Origin of the sequence: Reichenbachiella agariperforans (assembly GCF_900142205.1) — a bacterium.
In the GTDB taxonomy this organism is placed as follows: Bacteria; Bacteroidota; Bacteroidia; order Cytophagales; family Cyclobacteriaceae; genus Reichenbachiella; species Reichenbachiella agariperforans.
The window spans coordinates 57,501-78,232 of the sequence record NZ_FRAA01000006.1 but is presented as its reverse complement, the minus strand read 5'-3'; the positions used below and the strand labels follow the sequence as shown (position 1 = coordinate 78,232).

15 protein-coding genes are annotated in these 20,732 nt (G+C 44.6%); 11 read left to right on the top strand and 4 right to left on the bottom strand.

The features are described 5' to 3' along the window. The first annotated feature begins 69 nt into the window (after positions 1–69). Both BUB99_RS14960 and BUB99_RS14955 read left to right on the top strand, forming a co-directional pair. The gene (locus BUB99_RS14960; protein ID WP_073123715.1) at positions 70–1,062 is read left to right on the top strand and encodes an aspartate-semialdehyde dehydrogenase; all 993 of its coding nucleotides are present in this window, start codon (positions 70–72) and stop codon (positions 1,060–1,062) included. Positions 1,063–1,127: 65 nt separating this feature from the next. After that, the gene (locus BUB99_RS14955) at positions 1,128–2,309 is read left to right on the top strand and encodes a THUMP-like domain-containing protein (RefSeq protein ID WP_073123713.1); all 1,182 of its coding nucleotides are present in this window, start codon (positions 1,128–1,130) and stop codon (positions 2,307–2,309) included. Positions 2,310–2,333: 24 nt separating this feature from the next. Here BUB99_RS14955 and BUB99_RS14950 read toward each other — a convergent pair whose 3' ends face one another. Continuing rightward, positions 2,334–3,089 (bottom strand): hypothetical protein, encoded by a 756-nt coding sequence (locus BUB99_RS14950; RefSeq protein WP_073123711.1) that lies wholly within the window; start codon positions 3,087–3,089, stop codon positions 2,334–2,336. A gap of 220 nt (positions 3,090–3,309) precedes the next feature. Here BUB99_RS14950 and BUB99_RS14945 point away from each other — a divergent pair, with 220 nt between their 5' ends. The 3 genes from BUB99_RS14945 to BUB99_RS14935 all read left to right on the top strand — a co-directional run bounded on the left by BUB99_RS14945 (position 3,310) and on the right by BUB99_RS14935 (position 5,695). After that, positions 3,310–4,371, top strand: a complete 1,062-nt coding sequence (locus BUB99_RS14945; RefSeq protein WP_073123710.1) for a sensor histidine kinase — start codon at positions 3,310–3,312, stop codon at positions 4,369–4,371. Then, entirely contained in the window at positions 4,368–5,072 is a 705-nt protein-coding gene (locus BUB99_RS14940; protein WP_073123708.1) for a LytR/AlgR family response regulator transcription factor, read from the top strand. Before BUB99_RS14945 ends, BUB99_RS14940 begins: the two co-directional genes overlap by 4 nt. A 62-nt stretch (positions 5,073–5,134) precedes the next feature. Then, complete coding sequence (locus tag BUB99_RS14935) at positions 5,135–5,695, top strand: YfiT family bacillithiol transferase (RefSeq protein WP_073123706.1); 561 nt, start codon at positions 5,135–5,137, stop codon at positions 5,693–5,695. 383 nt (positions 5,696–6,078) lie between these two features. Here BUB99_RS14935 and BUB99_RS14930 read toward each other — a convergent pair whose 3' ends face one another. Continuing rightward, positions 6,079–7,494: a glutamate synthase subunit beta gene (locus BUB99_RS14930; protein ID WP_073123704.1), complete on the bottom strand. Its 1,416-nt coding sequence runs from the start codon at positions 7,492–7,494 to the stop codon at positions 6,079–6,081. A 2-nt stretch (positions 7,495–7,496) separates the two neighbouring features. Continuing rightward, positions 7,497–11,993: a glutamate synthase large subunit gene (gene gltB / locus BUB99_RS14925; protein WP_073123702.1), complete on the bottom strand. Its 4,497-nt coding sequence runs from the start codon at positions 11,991–11,993 to the stop codon at positions 7,497–7,499. Positions 11,994–12,223: 230 nt separating this feature from the next. On the opposite strand from gltB, the gene BUB99_RS14920 reads away from it, so the two are divergent. Then, positions 12,224–13,765 (top strand): hypothetical protein, encoded by a 1,542-nt coding sequence (locus BUB99_RS14920; RefSeq protein WP_073123700.1) that lies wholly within the window; start codon positions 12,224–12,226, stop codon positions 13,763–13,765. A 162-nt stretch (positions 13,766–13,927) separates the two neighbouring features. Here BUB99_RS14920 and BUB99_RS14915 read toward each other — a convergent pair whose 3' ends face one another. Continuing rightward, positions 13,928–15,598 (bottom strand): capsule assembly Wzi family protein, encoded by a 1,671-nt coding sequence (locus BUB99_RS14915; protein ID WP_245816847.1) that lies wholly within the window; start codon positions 15,596–15,598, stop codon positions 13,928–13,930. 271 nt (positions 15,599–15,869) lie between these two features. On the opposite strand from BUB99_RS14915, the gene BUB99_RS14910 reads away from it, so the two are divergent. From BUB99_RS14910 to BUB99_RS14890, 5 genes are all read left to right on the top strand, one after another. Continuing rightward, positions 15,870–16,115, top strand: coding sequence for a type B 50S ribosomal protein L31 (locus BUB99_RS14910; protein ID WP_073123698.1), 246 nt, complete (start codon positions 15,870–15,872; stop codon positions 16,113–16,115). A gap of 70 nt (positions 16,116–16,185) precedes the next feature. After that, entirely contained in the window at positions 16,186–17,367 is a 1,182-nt protein-coding gene (locus BUB99_RS14905) for a GlmU family protein (RefSeq protein WP_073123696.1), read from the top strand. Continuing rightward, the gene (locus BUB99_RS14900) at positions 17,364–18,491 is read left to right on the top strand and encodes a DNA polymerase III subunit (RefSeq protein ID WP_073123694.1); all 1,128 of its coding nucleotides are present in this window, start codon (positions 17,364–17,366) and stop codon (positions 18,489–18,491) included. Before BUB99_RS14905 ends, BUB99_RS14900 begins: the two co-directional genes overlap by 4 nt. Next, positions 18,488–19,414: a hydroxymethylbilane synthase gene (gene hemC, locus BUB99_RS14895; RefSeq protein ID WP_073123691.1), complete on the top strand. Its 927-nt coding sequence runs from the start codon at positions 18,488–18,490 to the stop codon at positions 19,412–19,414. The genes BUB99_RS14900 and hemC overlap by 4 nt, the downstream gene beginning before the upstream one ends. Before the next feature lie 4 nt (positions 19,415–19,418). Further along, positions 19,419–20,264: a peptidylprolyl isomerase gene (locus tag BUB99_RS14890; protein ID WP_073123689.1), complete on the top strand. Its 846-nt coding sequence runs from the start codon at positions 19,419–19,421 to the stop codon at positions 20,262–20,264. The last annotated feature ends 468 nt before the right edge of the window (positions 20,265–20,732 follow it).

Genomic DNA, 20,732 nt, shown 5'->3' with positions numbered 1-20,732 from the left:
ATTGCTTCTTGTCGGATTTGAGCTAGTTTTGCCCTTCGAAATTAGAACACAACTAAAAGGAACATCATAATGAAACTTGCAGTAGTAGGAGCAACAGGACTAGTAGGGACAGAAATACTAGAGGTGTTGAAGGAAAGAAATTTTGAATATGACGAATTGTTATTGGTCGCATCTGCTCGCTCAGCGGGTAAGCAGATCGAGTACCAAGGCAAGACCTATACCGTGATTGGTTTGGAAGATGCTGTAGCAGCCAAGCCAGACATCGCCATCTTCTCCGCTGGAGGGGGCACTTCCCTAGACTGGGCACCTAAGTTTGCCGAAGTAGGCACGATCGTCATCGACAACTCTTCTGCATGGAGAATGGATCCTACCAAAAAATTAGTCGTACCAGAAATCAACGGAGATGCCATCACCATCGATGACCGCATCATCGCCAACCCTAACTGCTCTACCATTCAGATGGTATTGGTATTAGGACCTTTGCACCAAAAATACGGGATCAACCGTGTGATCGTATCGACCTACCAGTCTGTGACTGGATCAGGAAAAGGAGCTGTAGACCAAATGATGGCTGAGCGTGCTGGCGAAACACCAGAGATGGTGTACCCACACAAAATCGACATGAACGTACTGCCACACATCGACGTGTTCCAAGACAATGGCTATACCAAAGAGGAAATGAAAATGACCAACGAAACGGTCAAAATCCTCAGAGACGAAAAAGTAAAAGTATCCGCTACATGTGTGAGAATCCCAACCATGGGCGGTCACTCAGAAGCGGTCAATATCGAGTTTGACAATCCATATGACTTAGAAGAAGTGAAATCTATTCTATCTAAAGTACCCGGTCTAGTGATCCAAGACGATGTGGCTAACAACGTATACCCAATGCCATTGACGGCTCACAAGAAGGACGAGGTATTCGTCGGCCGTATCAGAAAGGACGAGTCCAAAGAAAACGCACTCAACCTCTGGATCGTAGCGGACAACCTCAGAAAAGGAGCTGCTACCAATGCCGTTCAGATCGCACAGTACGTCACCGAAAACAACTTGGTGTTGTAAGACATTCCTATTTTAGCGAAGGCTGGTTCTGATTTGTATAAATTTGGATCAGCCTTTTTTTGTTTATGACCGAAGCACTTCTGACCCCCGCAATACAGCAGTTCATCCAAGAACACAGAGACGATGATCCAGCGCAACTCGCACTGCAGGCCAGAAAATATCCAGACATCCCTATGCAGTGGGTAGCGCACCAGATCAAATGCTACCAGAAGGCAAAAAGTAAGATTCCTGCATTCGCAGAAAAATCAATCATCATCTACCCTCCAGGTATCTCACTGGAGCAGAGTTCGTCCGAAGCGACTGCACAATACAAAGCACGATTGATTCAAGGTAATTCCGTGACAGACCTAACGGCAGGCTTTGGGATAGACACCTACTACCTCTCTCAACATATCGAGACAGTCATCGCTCTAGAGCGCAATCCAGACTTAATTCCCATCGTCAACCACAACTGGGACGTACTCGGAGTGAAAAACATCACTTATCACCAGACAGAGGCAGAGACTTATCTTAGTACGGAAGAGAACCCTACTGACCTCTACTTTATAGATCCCGCGAGACGTGATGATGTCAATCATAAGCTCCATCTCATCGAAGACTGTCAGCCCAACCTCCTACACATCCTACCCGCTCTCATGGAGAGAAAAGCAGAAGTGTGGATCAAGTTGTCACCGCTTCTAGACATTCATCAGGCACTAGAAAAAATCGCCCACGTAGCAGAGGTGCATGTAGTCTCTGTGCAAAATGAATGCAAAGAGCTTCTCCTCCGAGTCATCCCTAATCACAGCACCGAACCAATCATCCATGCAGTAAATCTGACCAAACAAGGTGATGAAATTTTGAAATTTTGCTATTCGGAGGAAAGCGATGAAATAAACTACAACCTACCACTACACTACCTCTACGAACCGAATGCCTCGATCATGAAAGCTGGAGGGTTCAAAGCTGTCGCGAAAAAATACGCTCTCAGCAAACTTCATCGAAACTCTCACTTGTACACTTCTGACGAACTTGTACCTAACTTCCCTGGACGAAGCTTCAAGATAGAAGCATTAACTGTTCTCAACAAAAAAAAGCTGAAACCCTATCTTCCAGCCAACAAAGCCAATATCACCGTCCGAAACTACCCCAATACCATACAAGAGATACGAAAAAAAACCTCCATCAAAGACGGAGGTTCTGTATATCTATTTGCTACCACACTGATGGACGGCAGTCCTAAAGTGCTAGTCTGTAGTCGGGTTTGATTTATTCCTAGTGAAACAATCTGTTTACTTTACCGCCTCATTAAACAACGCTAGTAGAGACTTTTCTCCTGCGAGCTTCTCACGGATTGCTGATTGCAGGTAGCTTGGTATTTGGTCTCCAGCTTCTAATTTTGACTCTACATCACCGAGCATGTCTAGCAACTCCTGCTGATCATCACGATCCAATTCGTCCACCAGCTCTATCAATGTACTGATTTTAGAAGCGTCCTTCTTGGCTACAAGTGCTTGCTCTTTCGCATCAGATTTTTGATCGATACAAGCATTATAATCGATGATGATTTGATCTAAGTCTGACTTATTGTACTCCCCAGACTCCAGCTTGGCCGAGACATCTTCACATTCGGTCAGGAACTCCAAAAGTCTCTTTTTGAAACCAATATTACTGACAATATGTTGACGACCATCAGCAGTCACGAGCAGTTGACCCGCATAGTCAGAAGTATTGGTTTTTGGATCCGCATAGCGATAGAGATTCAAGTAACTGCCCTCTTGTTCCACTTCCATAAACTGGTATCTCCCACGAAATTTAACCGTCACATACTTCTGATCCTTCTTTTGTATCTCCCTGACCTCTGCCGCACCGAAACGGTGCTTTTTCTTCCCTACTTTGACCGATACGCGATCCGCCTGATACTCACCACCCGTTTGGATGAGGACTTTCCCGACTAGGGTGTCCATCTTGGCAGTGATGATTTGATCTTGTGCCTGTGTGGCAAAAAAGAAGGTTAGTAGTACTAAAGTGAACAGATGCTTTTTCATGCGTAAAAATTTTAGCTCAAGCTTATAAAAAATATTTTAGAATCAACAAAGCTAGGTCGCCTTTGTGAATCACAAAGAACATAAGGAAGGTATAATAATAATGCCATGTTGACAATAATAGTTGTCTCATACTATTACCCATGGGTAGTTGGGTATAGGCAACCTGCTGTCTGGTCTACGGTTATAGTGTTTTGTTTACGCTAGAGGTATATTTGTTAGGATGGGAAAAATAGAAATGATCGTCAAGTACCTCTTTCAAAGCAGGGTCGTGAGCCATATCTTCTTTTGGGGCTCCTATATTTTGTTTTATACTCTACTGTGGGGCAGCTATGACGATGATTATGTTGGCAGCTTCGCGATCCAGCTCATGTTCGTACCCGTCAAGATGCTACTGACCTACTATACCCTCTACATCCTACTCCCCAAATACATCCTCAAAGGTCGTTGGCTACCCTTTGTGTTTCTTCTCATCGCATCAGCATTCACTGGGGGCGCACTGTATCGACTGATCGCATACTACATAGAGTACCCGCTTTACTTTCCGCAATACATCGATGGAGACCCGCTCAATTTCTACAAAATCATCAAGGGCATCATGGACATATACATCGTTGTATTCCTAGCACTCGTGATCAAGCTTCTCAAATACTGGTATGTCAACCAGCAGGACAAACAAATCTTGGCACATGAAAAACTAGAAGCTGAACTAAAATTCCTCAAGACTCAGATAAACCCACACTTTCTATTCAACACCCTCAACAACCTCTATGCGCTAACGCTTAAAAAATCCGACTATGCCCCAGAAGTAGTGCTAAAACTGTCTGAACTGATCAATTACATGCTCTATGAATGCAATGCCCATAAAGTACTCCTCGATAATGAACTCAACTTCATCAAAAACTATATAGAAATCGAACGTATGCGTCACGGAGATGACTTAGATATCAAGGCCATGATCAATGGTGACAGTGCTAATGTGTATATCGCTCCAATGATCCTACTGCCTTTTATAGAAAACAGTTTCAAGCACGGTATCAATGAAGAACTGAATAAGTCTTGGATCGATTTTGATCTCACGGTGACGGATGAGCAGCTAGTACTCAAACTCGCCAATAGCAAAAGTGAAACACAACACCTCATCGAATCGAACCAAGGAATCGGTCTCACGAATGTAAAACGCCGCCTAGATCTCCTGTACAAAAAAGGCTACAGCCTAGAGATCCATGACGAACAGCGCTCCTATACTGTATCCCTTTCCATCAACTTAAACCTAGAGAAATGAAAATCAAATGTATAACTGTAGACGATGAACCACTGGCATTAGAAATCATCGAATCCTATATAGACCGCATGGACTGCCTCGAGCTCGTCGGTCAGTTTCGAAATGCCATCAAAGCTTTTGATTTTTTGCAAAGTGGAGCGGAAGTGGATCTCATCTTTTTGGATATCCAAATGCCCAAACTCACAGGAATTGACTTCCTCAAAACAATTCAAAACAAACCTAAAGTCATCCTCACCACTGCCTATCGCGAATATGCACTAGAAGGTTTCGAACTAGAAGTATTGGACTATCTCCTCAAACCGATATCCTTCGAGCGCTTCATGAAAGCAGTCTCAAAATACCCACGAGAGTCCAACGAACTCACCGCTCCTCCAGAGAGTGATGACTCTTTTATCTTCTTCAAATCCGACAAAAAGAACATCAAAATCTGTCTAAAAGACGTCCTCTACATCGAAAGCATCAAAGACTATGTCAAAATTCTAACGGAAGACAAAGAGGTCGTCACACATCACAAAATCAGTGAGCTAGAACGTAAACTGCCTGCTACAGATTTCATCAGAGTACATCGATCGTTCATCGTCAACATCCCTAAGATAGAAAGCTACTCTGCTTGCGAAATAGAGATGACCGAACAAAGTATACCCGTAGGTCGAAACTACAAGGTTGAGGTACTAGAGCGACTAGGTAAAATAGTCTTGTAATCCAGAAAGGAAATCTTAGTATAATTGGGCTTGTCTTCCATCTGAACATTGTATTTTAGACTATGGACGAAAAAACCTTATACAAACTAAAATACCCCATAGGCGAATTTGAAAAGCCTAGCTCTATCACAACTACGCAACGAGAGATGTGGATCAATTCGATTCAGTCTTTTCCAGAGCGCATCAAACAACTAACCGATGGTCTATCCATAGTGCAGCTCAACTGGCCCTACCGACCTGATGGCTGGACTATCAAACAAGTCGTACACCACTGCGCCGATAGCCACATGAATAGCCTCATGCGTTTCAAACTCGCATTGACAGAAGATTCTCCCGAGATTAGACCCTACCATGAAGACCGCTGGGCAGAACTAATCGATTCACAGGATGATGATTTGTCCTACACCCTCATGCTCCTCGAAGGGCTACACTACCGACTGGTCAGCGTGATCAAAAATCTCAGCAAAACAGATTTGCAGCGTGAATTTGTGCATCCAGAGCATGGTAAACGATTTACTTTGGAAGAAACCATAGGCACCTATGCTTGGCACTCCGAGCACCATCTCGCTCACATCCAACAAGCTCTAGATGCTGGTGGAAAGTTCTCTCCAGTCAATCCATAGAGCTGGGGAATGCCCACTTATATCTATTGGTTTTATCATTTTACATTTGTTATTCTTGGGACAGAAAAGAACGCTACTCTGAGTTCGATTTTAAGAATGAGCAACAAAAACATCATTCTCAGAAGCCGTCTTGTCTAGTCTTTTTACTCCAAGACACTAAAAAAGAAAAACCCCGATGACATATGTCATCGGGGTTTTCAACAGACAACTTCCAAATCTTAGCCTGCCAAAGGCAAACAAGTTGAAGTCCTTTCCAACTACAATATGAGAAAACTACTTGTCTTCCTATCTCCAACTGCTACGGAGACAAATATTGTAATTTGGGTCAAAATGCAGTGATTATTTGTAATAACAATTCAATGCGTCAATGCCCTAACCGAACGTTAAGCCATCAAATATTTGTTGACCGAATAGGCAGCCTTTCGGCCTTCGCTGATCGCCCATACGACGAGCGATTGCCCTCTACGACAGTCTCCTGCTGCAAAGATATTTTCCTTATTCGTTCGGTACATTTCGTCTTTGATATTGCCTCGCTCATTGGTCTCGATACCGAGTTGCTCCAGCAAGCCCTCTTTCTGCGGGTGCATAAACCCGATCGCTAGATATGCTCTATCACATGGTAGGATACGCTCCGAGCCAGCCACTTCGTTGAACTGGAACTTAGACTTGTCCGTCCATTCTACGTCTACGACTTTAAGTCCTGTGACCTGTCCTTGCTCGTTTCCGATAAACTCCTTGGTGAGGATAGACCAGTTTCGCTCCGCACCTTCCTTCTGAGAAGTCGATGTTCTGAGTACCAAAGGCCACTCTGGCCAAGGATTGGTCGCTTCTCTGCTCTCAGAGGGCTTATCAAGTAACTCAATTTGTGTCACTGTTTGTGCGCCTTGTCTGATGGACGTACCCACACAGTCAGAGCCCGTATCACCGCCACCGATCACGATGACATGTGCATCTTTGGCATTCATCTCGTATACGATCTTCGCGTCCTCACCAGACACCACTTTATTGGAATTCTTCAAGAACTTCATCGCCAGATGAATCCCCTCTAGCTCTCTCCCAGGTATCGGTAGATCTCTCGCTACCGTACTACCCGTCGTGATCGTGATTGCGTCAAATTTCTCCTCGATCTCTTTGGCATCTATGTCTTTGCCAATCTCCACACCACACTCGAACTTCACACCAGAGGCTTTCATCAGGTCAACACGTCTCTCGACTACTTTCTTGTCCAATTTGAAATCTGGAATACCAAACCTCAACAATCCACCAGGCTGTGTATCACGCTCGAACACTGTCACGTCATGGCCTTGCTTGCACAACTGCTCGGCAGCAGCCAATCCAGCAGGTCCTGAACCAATCACGGCCACAGACTTTCCTGACTTGACCATAATCTCGTGTGGTGTTTCCCAGCCATTGGCAAAAGCCTCCTCTGCGATAGTCTTCTCGATGTGCTCGATACTAACAGGGTCTTTGTTGATCCCAAGTACACATGACCCCTCACATGGAGCGGGACAGATACGTCCTGTAAACTCTGGAAAGTTGTTGGTGCTTTTCAAAATCCCCCAAGCTTCCTTGAAGTCCTTGCGGTACACCGCATCGTTGAAATCAGGAATTTTATTACCTAAAGGACACCCGCTATGGCAAAAAGGAATACCACAATCCATACAACGGGCCGCTTGCTCGTTGGTCTCTTGCTCAGAGACAGGCTTCACAAACTCCTTGTAATGCTTCGTTCTCTCGTCGACCTCTTCGTATTGCAATGCGTGTCGGTCGTATGTCAAAAATCCGTCTACTTGTCCCATCCTTATGCGATCTCTTTTTTAGCTAACTTTTGTTTCTCTAGTACTGCTTTGTACTCTGTCGGGATCACCTTGACAAATTTGCCTTTGGCTGATTCCCAGTTGTCCAGTAGTCCAAAGGCTACTTTGCTGTCTGTAAATCTCTGGTGCTTGTTGATCATCTCATGGATGAAATCAAAATCCTCCGCACTTGGCGTTTCTAGCTCCACCATCTCCATGTTGCATCTTGACGCAAAGTCAAAATTGTCTACATAGATGTAAGCGATCCCTCCACTCATACCTGCAGCGAAGTTTTTGCCCGTCTCACCGAGTACGATCACACGACCACCAGTCATGTACTCACACCCGTGATCTCCGAGCCCTTCGGTGATGGCTGTAGCGCCTGAGTTTCTCACAGCGAATCTTTCTCCGGCCTTACCGTTGGCATAGAGTTCGCCAGAGGTCGCTCCGTATAGGTTCACGTTACCCACGATGATGTTGTCTGCTGCCACGAGATCAGACTTCTTATTTGGTGAGACGATGATTCGTCCACCTGACAGACCTTTTCCTACATAGTCATTGGCTTCCCCTTCGAGGTTGAAGGTAATCCCGTGTGCGAGGAAAGCACCAAAACTCTGTCCTGCCGATCCGACGAACTTCACCTTGATGGTATCTTCTGCCAGTCCGTTGGGTCCATGCAGACGAGCCAATTGGCCTGATAGCATTGCACCTGTCGTTCTGTTTTGGTTGTTGATCGGATACTCTAGTTTCACCTTCTCCTTGTTGTCCAAGGCTGGTGCAGCATCTTTGATCAGTGTATTGTCAATCACGATATCCAATTCGTGATCTTGGTTTTCTGTTTTGCAAGACAGGCCATCTTCTGCTGAGTGGAATGGATTCTGAAGCAAGGCTTCCAAATCGATGTTGCCCGCATGCTCTGCTGCCAACGAACGATCGAAAGTCAACAAATCCGTACGTCCGATCAGTTCATCCACTGATTTGACACCCAACTCTGCCATCACCTCTCTGAGTCCCTGCGCCAAGAACTGGAAGAAATTGACAATGTGATCGACTTGACCTGAGAACAATTGTCTCAAAGCAGGGTTCTGCGTCGCGACTCCCACTGGGCAAGTGTTCAAGTGACATTTTCTCATCATGATACAGCCCTCTACGACGAGTACTGCAGTAGAGATACCCCACTCCTCTGCACCGAGGATAGCCGCAATGGCCAAATCACGTGCTGATCTCAACTGACCATCTGTCTGTAGCTTCACTTTCTTTCTGAGGCCGTTCTTTTCCAGAGTCTGGTGCGTCTCCGCTAGACCAATCTCCCAAGGAATGCCCGCATGGTGTACCGAACTGATCGGTGATGCTCCTGTACCGCCATCGTGTCCAGCGATGAGGATATTGTCTGCCTTTGCTTTGGCCACACCTGCTGCAATCGTCCCTACACCAGATTCAGAAACCAACTTGACGTTGATGTCTGCCTGCTGGTTGGTGTTCTTCAAATCATAAATCAACTGCGCCAAATCCTCGATAGAGTAAATATCGTGGTGAGGAGGCGGTGAGATCAAGGATACACCTGGTGTACTGTGTCTGATACGACCGATGGTCTCATCGACTTTCTTGCCCGGCAGCTGTCCACCCTCTCCTGGTTTCGCTCCTTGCGCAACTTTAATTTGTATTTCGTCTGCGTTGACTAGGTAGTGGGCTGTCACACCGAATCGTCCCGAAGCGACCTGCTTGATCGCTGACCTAGACAAGGTACCGTCTGGGTTTGGCTCGTATCGAATGGCATCCTCTCCACCTTCTCCACTGTTAGATTTTGCACCAATCTTATTCATCGCCTTGGCGATTGTCGTATGTGCCTCCTCAGAGATCGACCCGAAAGACATCGCTCCTGTCGCAAATCGTGGCAAAATATTCTCTATCGGCTCTACTTCGTCTATGTTGATGGCTCCCTTCGAGTTGAAGTTGAACATACTACGCAGCGTGATGTTGCGCTTCGCTTGGTTGTCCACTTCCTTTTGATAGGTCTTGAACAGCTCATAGTCGCCGAGTCTCGTGGACTTCTGTAGCGCATGGATGACCTCTGGAGAGAAAAGGTGACGTACGCCATCTCTTTTCCACTGGTACAACCCTCCCGTGCTGAGTGCTGGAGATTCGTTGACTGATTTGAATGCTATGTTGTGATCCTCGAGAATCTCTTTTTCCAATTGCTCGAATCCCTTTCCTGAGATTCTAGAAGGAGTCCCTCTGAAACACATATCAGACACCTCAATATCCAAGCCTAGGATTTCGAAAATCTGTGCAGATTCATAAGACTGTATCGTAGAGATACCCATCTTGGAAAGGATTTTTCTCAATCCATAGCCTACTGCTTTTCTGTACTGCTCAAACAATTTGGCAGGATCTGACTCACCTAAAGTATCTCCTTCGCTAAGCATCGTCTCGATCGCCATAAACGGATAAATCGCTGTAGCTCCAAAACCAGTCAAGGTGGCAAAGTGATGCGTCTCGATGATATCACCTCCTTCGATGACCAAACTCGCTTTTGCTCTTTGCTTCGTGCCTAACAAGTGATTGTGCACCGCACCAGTCGCTAGCAAAGAAGGTATTCTTACCTTGTCTGCGGCAACTGCTCTGTTAGAGATGATGACGATACTTGCTCCCTCATTGATCTGCGCTTCTACCTCGGCTGATAAGTCTTCGAGTGCTTGTTTTAGGTTCTTTTGGCTGCTATCGTAGGTCGAATCAACGACGACAGACTTGAACCCCTCTAGGTTTATATTTTTGATGTACTCAAACTCAGCGGTCGAAAGCATCGGGCTTTCTATTCTCAATTTGTGTGCGTGCTCTGGGATATGGTCTAGTACGTTGTACGAAGTGCCGAGGTAGTTAACCAACGACATCACCGCTTTCTCTCTGATCGGATCGATCGCAGGGTTAGATACCTGAGCAAACAACTGTTTGACGTACTGACTGATGTGCGTACTATGTTCTCTAAACACTGCTAACGCGGTATCGTTACCCATCGAACCGAGCGGCTCAGTACCGACCTTCAGCATAGGCTCTAGGATGAACTTCACGTCTTCGTTGGTAAACCCGAAAGCGATTTGCTTTTGCGTCAGCTCATCTTCTTTGAGTTCACGTGCAAATGTCTGTGTCTTCACCTGCTCGTTGATTCTCACGAGGTTCTTATCTACCCATTCTTGATACGGCTGGGCATTCGCCAAAAACTCTTTTATTTCCTTGTTGTAAGAAATCTTTCCTGATTGGAGATCCACCATGACCATTTCTCCTGGCCCTAGTCTTTCGTTCTTTGCTACGTTCTCTGGTGCGATATCTACCACTCCTACTTCAGAACTGAGTACGAGTCTATCATCTTTGGTGAATACGATACGCGAAGGTCTCAGTCCATTTCTATCCAAAGAGGCTCCTATCGTATAACCATCCGTGTACACGAGTGAAGCAGGACCATCCCATGGCTCAAAGATCGTCGAGTGGAATTCGTAAAATGCTTTTTTCTCTGGGCTGATCACGGTCTCCTCTTGCCATGCCTCTGGCACGAGCATCGCCATAGCGTGCTGGATATTGGTACCCCCCATCACCATCAACTCTAGGATGGCATCTAGGTTCGCCGAATCAGAGAATCTACCATTACAAATAGGAGACAATACCTCCAGCTCCTGATCGGTAAAGTTCGTAGAGGTCAATAGTGCCTCACGAGCGGACATCTTGTTGATGTTACCTTTGATCGTGTTGATCTCTCCATTGTGCGCGAGGAACCTAAACGGCTGTGCCAATCTCCACTCTGGGAATGTATTGGTAGAGAATCTAGAGTGAACCAGTGCAATGGCTGATTTGTATCTATCATCTCTCAGATCCGTGTAGAACTCAGGGATCTGCCAAGTTCTCAACTCTCCTTTGAAGATAATGGTCGTTGACGAAAATGATGGCATATAAAAATCGCTCACTGGGTAAACGCTTTTCACTTTGTGCTCGATCGATTTTCTGAGGACATACAGTGATCGGTTCAGATCAAGTCCTTTTAGATTATCCTTTTTGACAAAAACGTGGTAAATCGTCGGTTCAGATTGCTTGGCAATCTTACCTAACTTCTTATCATTGACGGGTACTTTTCTCAACCATAGGTTGTCGAACCCTAATTCCTCGATCGCCTGAGAGACGATATCCAGATGACCTTGTTCTTCTTCTAGATTTTTAGGCACGAACAGAACGCCCACACCATATTGCTCTTTTTTAGGAAGCGTTATCTTCTCTTCTTTGGCTACTGCTTCGAAAAACGCATAAGGAACCTGGGTCATGATACCAGCCCCATCGCCAGTTTCACCATCGGCAGCTACACCCCCTCGGTGTTCCATTTTCTCAAGCATGATCAGACCGTCTGACACGATCTTATGGGAAGGCTTATTTTTAATCTGAGCAATAAATCCAATCCCGCAAGAATCCCTCTCAAACTCCGGAGAGTACAATCCTGTATTTTTTATAGTTTGCTTCATAGACATATCCAATAAATAAATGTTGCTTTCGCTGTGCCTTGATGTAGATCTCTCCTAAATTGAGAGTTGTCGGTCAGCACAGATCATTTTCGAGTTTACAAATCTAAATTTTTAATTTTCAAATATTTTAATAGATTAGCAATAACATAACATTCCCAAAACACCCCAAAAATCATTTAACTTTCTGATTTTCAATTTATTAAACCAATAAAAATAGCACCATTAATATCATGTCCAAAATTTCTAGCGCACAGCCACTCTTCCACCTCATAAAGTCCCTGACCAAGTCTGAAAAGCGAAGTTTCAAGCTTTATGTCAGCCGGATCAATGATGAGGCAGATGTCAAGTTCATTACGCTCTTTGATATCCTTGACAAATTAGATGAATACGATGAAAAAATCATCATCAAGAAGATGTCAAATATTAGCAAAGCACAACTGGCTAATCTCAAATCTCACCTGTACAAACAAGTACTACTCGTCCTACGGATCAGTCACCTGAAATCTGACGTAGACATTCAGCTCCGTGAAAACCTTGATTATGTGCGTTTATTGTACAAAAAAGGGCTTTATGATGAGAGTATGAAGCTGCTCAACAAGATCAAATTAACGGCCAACAACTACAAAAAAAATATTTTCAAACTGGCTCTGCTTAACTATGAAAAGAACATAGAAAACCAACAAATGCTAACCCTAGACACCACGACCACACTGCGTCTAGACCGAGAGACCAAGAGCATCCTCAACAAGATCAATGTCGCCCAGTCATTCTTCTCAGTGGCGCTCCGCATGAAGGCACAATTCCTCAAAGGAGGGATGGCCAGAAGTGAAGATGAGCTCGAAAAAATCAACAAGCTGTTTTACTCCAGTTTGCCAGAATACGACAAAGCACACCTTTCGTTTAGCGAACAGTATAATATGTGTCGCGCCTACTACTGGTACTCCTATTTGATTCAAGATTTTGATTCTTGTGTCAAGTACACCGAGATATGGGTCAGTATTTTCAAAGAGAACAATTTGACACACCTACGCCATGCCGAGTTCCTGAGAGGACTCAACAGGCTGCTGCAGTCACTGTTCCGAATCAACGACCGAGACAGATTCAACATGTACTATGAAGAGCTAATTGAATTTGAAAAGCTGTACATGAAAGCCATCGACTCGAATAGCAAACAACTACTCCTAAGATGTCTCACCATCCAGACGCTGAACAAGTGTTTCATGGAAGGGGAATTCAAAAAGTACGAGCATAGTCTAGGTAGATACCTGCACAAGATTGAGGACAGCATGGACTACATAGATAGAAACAACCAGCTGGTGATCTTCTATAAATCAGCGATACTGTACTTTGGTCTTCAGGAATATGACAAGTGTATCAGCTATCTGGATAGAATTCTAAAGGATCATGACGAACACTTGCGCGAAGACCTAAAAAGCTTCTCTTACATTATATATGTGATCGCTCTCTACGAAATGCGTGATTACAAAAAGCTGGAGAAAATCAGAAAGCGTGCCTTCGTCTACCTCAGACAGCGCAATATTCTAGGTAAGTTCCACCACATCATCTTGCAGTTCATTAAAAGATCGGAGGACATTATGCCTCTAGACCTAAAAGGTGAACTGAAAAACTTAAGGCTGAGCCTAGAGCCGCTGAGAGAAGACAAGTTCGAATCAAAGCCTTTGCTGTACTTTGACATCATGAGCTGGTTAGAAAGTAAAATCTCTGGCCGTCCCTTCCTCGAAGTAGTAAAAGAAACTGCAGATAGTAAGTAGGTTGTTTTTCAAAACAAAAACATTGAGCCACGGGGATTTCCTCGTGGCTTTTTTGATCAAAAAAATAAGTTCACCAAGCGACTCTGCACTGAAAAGGTCGGAAACTCGTCTACCGTAGCAGAACACGAAGGAGGGTTAAAACAACACACTATCGCCCTGCAATTAGAAACTATGGTCTCTCGCTGCTATGTTTAGTCGAATGGCTATCGAGGTGAAATGGGTTGTTTGATCCAAAGACATATCGTCACTATCTTGATTTCGATAAATATGACGCAAATCGATGAACAAATTGTGGCGCAACATGTAGCTAGCCAGGAGATCTATATAGAGTACTTGATTACCAACCCCACCTCCTATATCATAGTTATAATCACCAGAACGCTCATTGTAGTCCTTGAGCACGTCCCCTCCGAAATCTTGCCCAATCGGGTCTGTACCATAGTCCGAAGCTATCGCCTTGGCAGTCAAAAATAGATATTTGATAGGCTGATAGCGTGCGATCAAAACCAGCTCCTTGAAATTCGCTCCTAACGGGTGGGCTAGCGGCTGACGATAATGCGCATAGTTGGTAAATATCGATTCGTGCGAATAGGTAAATGGCCTTGAGAGATTATACTCCGCCTGTAGATCCAGATTTTTCACACCCAATACATTGTAGTATTTCCCCCCAAGCTGAAGCGAGTATTTATTGCCCCACCACCCATTGCCTGCTTTTAGCTCACTCACCACCAGTTCGTCTAGGAGACCCTGACCATAAAGCTGTACACTTTTGACAATGTTCCATTTGAAGTCCAACCCAAAAAGTGCATTGTCTGGACTCCCTGTAAATTGCTCGATCGAGCGATAAAAAATAATTGGGTTCAGGTAGTTCCACTCAAACGCGGAGCTCGTACTGTCTCCACGATGAAAAATGATCGCTTCGAAGACTCCCACATTAAAATTGTCCGTTACATTGAAACTCAAATGATGGGCTGTCATAAACTTCTTCGGAAACACCTCTGTCCCATTAGAACCAAAAGTCGTATATGGTGCATCAGCCACTAGTTCTGTAAATAAATTGGTGTACTGCAATCTCCATACTTTGGTCTGTATTTTTAGGAAAGTACTCGGCGCACTAAAGTCCGACAACAACATCGATCGATACCCATTGCCAATAAAATTCTTGTCATGACCGAATTGTATCCCGATGTGCTTGGTCGCCTGAAAGGTAAAATATCCTCTTGCTGTGAAAAAATCGACCGCTCCATCCTCTCCAAACTTCTTCCAAAAAGCCTCGTTGGGCACCACTCCGTAGGTACTCGTATAGTCCTGCACATACTGCGGAAACAAGGCCTGATTCTCGCCCACGTATGAGTAGAAACCCACCTTATCATCAATGCTCCCGCGTAGTTCCACCCCCCGTGTGTTAGTGAAAGGTCTCGCACCAGCATTGTCATCGATCCCCAGCCCGAGGTACAGTACTGGGCTAACCTTCAACTGGAAGGACTCTTGATTAACATGCAAAAAGTCTGGTTTGGTTCTATAAAACCATTTTAAAAAAGGTTTTTTGCTCGCAGCATAAACCTCCCCCTCACTCACAAACTCCCAGTTATCATTGAGTAAGTAATGTTGGTTGTTTTCATTGGTCGACAGGCTATCGATATGCGTGACGATATCTACCCGGCGATAGGGCTTGTAGCTCGTATGGAGACTAGGACTGACGGTCTTGTTGAGCACCTCTTCACGATCTATCAAGTGGTAATAATCCTGATTCAACGGCGCATAGACACTTTGTCCCAAGACTGTACTCCACATACCCACCACGATCCCTAGCAACAAAACACTTCTCATCATAGACCAAAAATTTAAGAAACAATGATAGGGATTAATTCCTGTCATGACAAGATCCAAACCAAATGACCTATTCTACATGGAGTCGTTTCTAAGTCAACCACTTAGGCTTATGATCAATAAAAGCCTGATAGACAGAAAAGTATTTGAGAAAACATGTTTGTTTTTCAATGCTCTATGCATAATTTTGCCATCCTTTTCTTAGAAAGGAACTGGAAAAACGAAAAATCAAATTCATGGCAAAAACCATGAGCGCAATTAAAACTATAATAAAATGAAAAAAGACATTCATCCAGAGTACAGAGATGTGATCTTCTTTGACACATCTAGTGACTTCAAGTTTATGACTAAGTCTACTATGAACTCAAGCGAAACAATCGAGTGGGAAGATGGTAAAGAATACCCAGTAGTTAAAATAGAAGTTAGCTCTGCTTCACACCCATTCTACACAGGCAAGAAACTATTCGTGGATACTGCTGGTAGAGTTGAGAAATTCAACAAAAGATACAAAAAGAAATAATCCCTTTTTGCATTCAAAATATCGGGGTCTTCAAGATTTAGTTCTTGGAGACTTTTTTATTTTTACCCCTATGAATATAGCACTCGTCGATCTGGATATTCACCGATCGAAACTCCTTCCTCTTACCTTCACCCGACCCATCGCGGACCTCCGTATCGGCATCCTCACTATTCGTGAAAAGTGGGAAAAAAGGCTCAACCAAGAGGTTTCGTTTCTGACAGATGACAGCCTATCTACACTTTTCCCTTCCAAAAGGGATCACTTCGATCTCGCCATCAACAGTGCCGTCTGCCCCAATGCTACGCTGATAGACCGCATCACCAACCTAGAAGAAAATCAAGCCCTCTACCAAGACGACCTCTGGATCGCTACGAAGGGAAGTTTTGCGACACGAGACGAAGCAGCGCTGCTGCTAGCACTACCCAAAACAGCCTATGAAGGCGAACTGATCTACATCGATCGTACATGGAGTCTATTTCTCAACAATGCCCACGAAATCCAACAGGATTTTGATTTGCTCACCGAAGGAAAAATCTCAGCACCAATAGCTGATCCACACACCATCGTCTATGGTGAAGAAAACATATTCCTAGAAGAAGGTGTAAAAATCAAAGCAGCCATACTCAATGCCGAAAATGGCCCCATTTATCTCGCCAAAGGAGCAGAGATTCAAGAAGGTGCCACGATCCGTGGACCGTTTTCGCTAGGCGAAGGCGCGCGCATCAATATGAACGCCAAAATCCGAGAAGGCAGCACTGTAGGGCCTGGTTGCAAAATCGGCGGAGAGCTCTCCAACTCCATCATCTACGGCAACTCCAACAAAGCACACGACGGGTTCCTGGGCAACTCCGTCCTCGGTGAGTGGTGCAACCTTGGCGCAGACACCAACAACTCCAATCTCAAAAACAACTACACTCACGTAGAGATGTGGGACGAACTCACTGGCAACTACATCGATACGGAGCTTCAATTTTGTGGATTGGTGATGGGGGATCACTCCAAAGCAGCCATCAACACAATGTTCAATACAGGCACAACTGTAGGCGTGTGTGCCAATATCTTCGGAGCAGGATTTCCAAGGAAAAGAATCCCTTCATTCTCCTGGGGAGGCGACAGAGCAATGATCACCTATGACTTTGACAAGGCCATGGAGACTGCCTCCATCGTGATGGAAAGAAAGGGGAAAAAATTTAATACCAAAGACAAAGACATGCTCCTACATATCTACAATACGAACAGCAAAGCTTCATGAGATTCGCCGATATACCTGGACTGCAAGACACCAAAGACCAACTGATCCAAGCGATCCAAAACAACCATGTCGCACATGCGCAATTGTTTTATGGACAGCAGGGTTCAGGTAATCTGGCCTTGGCTCTAGCATACTCAGCCTACATCAACTGCAAAGACAAATCAGAGACAGACTCCTGTGGAGTCTGTAGCAACTGCACCAAAATCGATAAACTGGTTCATCCCGACCTACAGTTCGTCTATCCCGTCAGCTCTACCAAAAGTGTAACGGGTAAAAATGTAGTGAGCTCTAGCTATCTCAAAGAATGGCGCAACTATCTCACCAACAACAAATATGGCTCACTAGAAGACTGGAGCGGTCACTACGGTGCGGAGAACAAAAATGCCAATATCTCCAAAGAGGAAAGTAGAAATATCATCAAATCGCTCTCTCTCAAATCCTTCGAAGCGGAGTACAAGATACTCATCATCTGGCTGCCCGAGAACATGCACGTCTCTGCTGCCAATGGTATCCTCAAAATCCTCGAAGAACCGCCAGAGAAGACCTTGTTTCTCCTAGTCACAAATGATTATGAGAAACTACTCACAACCATCCTGTCTAGATGTCAGTTATTCAAAGTACCCAGCTTTTCTCATGAAGAGATCACCCGCTACTTGGTCAACACCAAAGGGCTAGAGGAAGGCAACGCCAAGAAAATCGCTGCACTCGCCGAAGGCAGTATAAAAGCCGCTGTAGAAAATATCGTCAGTGCAGAAGAAGACTCCCATGTCATGTTTAGAGACTGGATGCGCCAGTGCTGGACCAAAGACTATACGGCAATATCAGGTGCCAATGACATCTTCTTCAAAATGAACAAAACTGCACAGAAGATGTACCTGCAGTATGCAGTCAATATGATTCGTCACTCACTCGTCTCTGTCTATATGCCTGATGAAAAACTAAAACTCAACACCGACGAGCAAGGATTCGTGACCAACTTTGGCAAGGCGCTAAGCACGGATAAACTAGAGCGCATCAGCAAGGAACTGAACCAAGCCGCCTACCATCTAGAGCGCAATGCCAACGTCAAAATATTATTCATGGACCTCTCCCTAACGATAGGTCGCATCATGACAGCCAAATGAAAATAAAAATAGGAACGCGCGGCAGCAAACTTGCTCTCTGGCAAGCCTACTTCGTACAAGACCAGCTCGCCAAAGAAGGCGTAGAGAGTGAAATCATCACGATCGAAACCACTGGAGACAAGCGACTAGACGTAACCATCTCCAAGATCGGCAGCAAAGGTGTATTCACTGAGGAGATCGAAGAGCAGTTAAAATCCGGCGCTATCGATATCGCCGTACATAGTGCCAAAGACATGCCCTCCACATTACCTGAAGGCTTTGAGCTCATTGCGTTTAGCGAACGAGAGCAAGCACACGACGTGCTCATCAGCCACAAGACCATTGATTTTAATCAACCAGACTTAGTACTAGGGACTTCATCCACTCGCCGCATTGCCTTCCTCAACAAGCATTTTCCTCATGTGAATACGGTAGCCGTTCGTGGCAACCTACAAACACGAATCAAAAAAATGAAAAGTGGTGTCTGCGATGCACTGTGGCTCGCCTATGCCGGCGCACACCGCATGGGATTTGACGATATGATGGTACATCACTTTGACGAAAACGAGTTCGTGCCTGCCGTAGGACAAGGCAGTGTCACCATAGAAGTCTACCGTGGTATCTCAGACGAAAAGAAAGCCTTGATCCGAAAAGCCACCAATCACCCCGAAACGGAACAATGCCTCCTCGCCGAACGCAGTTACCTACAGATCATGAATGGCGGCTGTAGCATCCCCGTCTACGGACGTGCCAGATTAGAAAATGGCCAACTCACCCTCACAGGTGGCATCATCAGCCTAGATGGTCGCGAACAAGTCTCACAGACCTATACTTCATCACCAAACGAAGGACCTGAGACAGGAAAAAAACTCGCGCAATACGTCCTCGATCATGGAGGAAAAGAAATTTTAGCAGAAATCAGAAAACAACAAGCAGAAGATTAAACAGATGAAAAAACAACTCTCGCTACTCGTACTATCAATGGTCATCTTGGTCTCATGTGCCAAAGACCGAAAAGACTACATCGTCACCATACACACTTCATTTGGGGATATGAAAGTCCTCCTGTATGATGAGACGCCGCTACACAAAGCCAACTTCATCGAGCTCGCCGAGTCTGGTGACTATGACAGCACGACCTTTCACCGAGTGATCCAGGATTTTATGATCCAGGCAGGTGACATAGATGCGAAAGAAGGGACAAGAAATAAAAAAACCATCCCAGCCGAACTCAGCAAAGGCTATATCCATGAAAAAGGAGCACTAGCCGCAGCAAGACAAGGCGACAATATCAATCCCAAAAAGGCTTCTAGCTGGTGTCAATTCTACATCGTACAGGGCAAAACCTATACGGCAGAAGAGATCGATCAGTACGAAGAGCAAATGAATATGGGAACCAAAAACCAACTCTTCAACGAATACATCACCAAATCTGAAAACAAACCACAGCTCGAAAAACTACAAGCCTATAGACAAGAGAACAACCCCGAAGCATTTGATTCGCTGATAGCAATCGTGATGACGGAAATAGAGGGCAGCTTCGAGCCAATCACACTCACTGCCCAACAAAAGGAAACCTATACTACTGTAGGTGGCTCTCCACACCTAGACAATGAATACACCGTGTTTGGCCGGGTGGTAGAAGGACTAGAGATCATCGACCAAGTAGCTGCTGTAAAAACAGCCAGAGGAGACAAACCCATAGAAGATCTATACGTCACCATGGAAGTAGAAAAACTCTCGAAAAAGAAAATCACCAAACTATACGGGTACGAATATCCTACCGAACAATAGAACACTAGCCGTAAAATATTTTCGCTACAAAAGCCTTACTAACCTGAGTTCGATTAATAAAGGATATAAATCATCTTCTTAATTCAAGGTTTTTGAAAATTACACTGTCTGGCTTGAAGACAAAGTACAATTGATGCATTTCATAAACGATTTTAACTTTTATTAAAATCGAACGCAGGTTTCTATAGTAACTTGGGGAAATAGTTTGACGTAACTAATCCCCAAATGTGGCATCTTGGCCTCAAAATAAAATTGACACTTAACTATAGTCGTATGATATATTCTATCAAATGACTAACTTTAATTTATAACCAACTCTTACAAACATGAAACTAAACAAAGGTCATTCAATCTATTGCTAGTGACATCTTTAGTAACCTAACTCGACCGTTTAATTCCCCCCGATTAAAACGATCCCATAGAGAAATAAACCGTGTTGATCGAAATACAATGTTTTTTTATCAACCT

Coding starts and splice junctions, on each gene's coding strand:
- BUB99_RS14960 (WP_073123715.1), top strand. CDS start 70: ATGAAACTTGCAGTAGTAGGAGCAACAGGACTAGTAGGGACAGAAATA.
- BUB99_RS14955 (WP_073123713.1), top strand. CDS start 1,128: ATGACCGAAGCACTTCTGACCCCCGCAATACAGCAGTTCATCCAAGAA.
- BUB99_RS14950 (WP_073123711.1), bottom strand. CDS start 3,089: ATGAAAAAGCATCTGTTCACTTTAGTACTACTAACCTTCTTTTTTGCC.
- BUB99_RS14945 (WP_073123710.1), top strand. CDS start 3,310: ATGGGAAAAATAGAAATGATCGTCAAGTACCTCTTTCAAAGCAGGGTC.
- BUB99_RS14940 (WP_073123708.1), top strand. CDS start 4,368: ATGAAAATCAAATGTATAACTGTAGACGATGAACCACTGGCATTAGAA.
- BUB99_RS14935 (WP_073123706.1), top strand. CDS start 5,135: ATGGACGAAAAAACCTTATACAAACTAAAATACCCCATAGGCGAATTT.
- BUB99_RS14930 (WP_073123704.1), bottom strand. CDS start 7,494: ATGGGACAAGTAGACGGATTTTTGACATACGACCGACACGCATTGCAA.
- gltB (WP_073123702.1), bottom strand. CDS start 11,993: ATGAAGCAAACTATAAAAAATACAGGATTGTACTCTCCGGAGTTTGAG.
- BUB99_RS14920 (WP_073123700.1), top strand. CDS start 12,224: ATGTCCAAAATTTCTAGCGCACAGCCACTCTTCCACCTCATAAAGTCC.
- BUB99_RS14915 (WP_245816847.1), bottom strand. CDS start 15,598: ATGATGAGAAGTGTTTTGTTGCTAGGGATCGTGGTGGGTATGTGGAGT.
- BUB99_RS14910 (WP_073123698.1), top strand. CDS start 15,870: ATGAAAAAAGACATTCATCCAGAGTACAGAGATGTGATCTTCTTTGAC.
- BUB99_RS14905 (WP_073123696.1), top strand. CDS start 16,186: ATGAATATAGCACTCGTCGATCTGGATATTCACCGATCGAAACTCCTT.
- BUB99_RS14900 (WP_073123694.1), top strand. CDS start 17,364: ATGAGATTCGCCGATATACCTGGACTGCAAGACACCAAAGACCAACTG.
- hemC (WP_073123691.1), top strand. CDS start 18,488: ATGAAAATAAAAATAGGAACGCGCGGCAGCAAACTTGCTCTCTGGCAA.
- BUB99_RS14890 (WP_073123689.1), top strand. CDS start 19,419: ATGAAAAAACAACTCTCGCTACTCGTACTATCAATGGTCATCTTGGTC.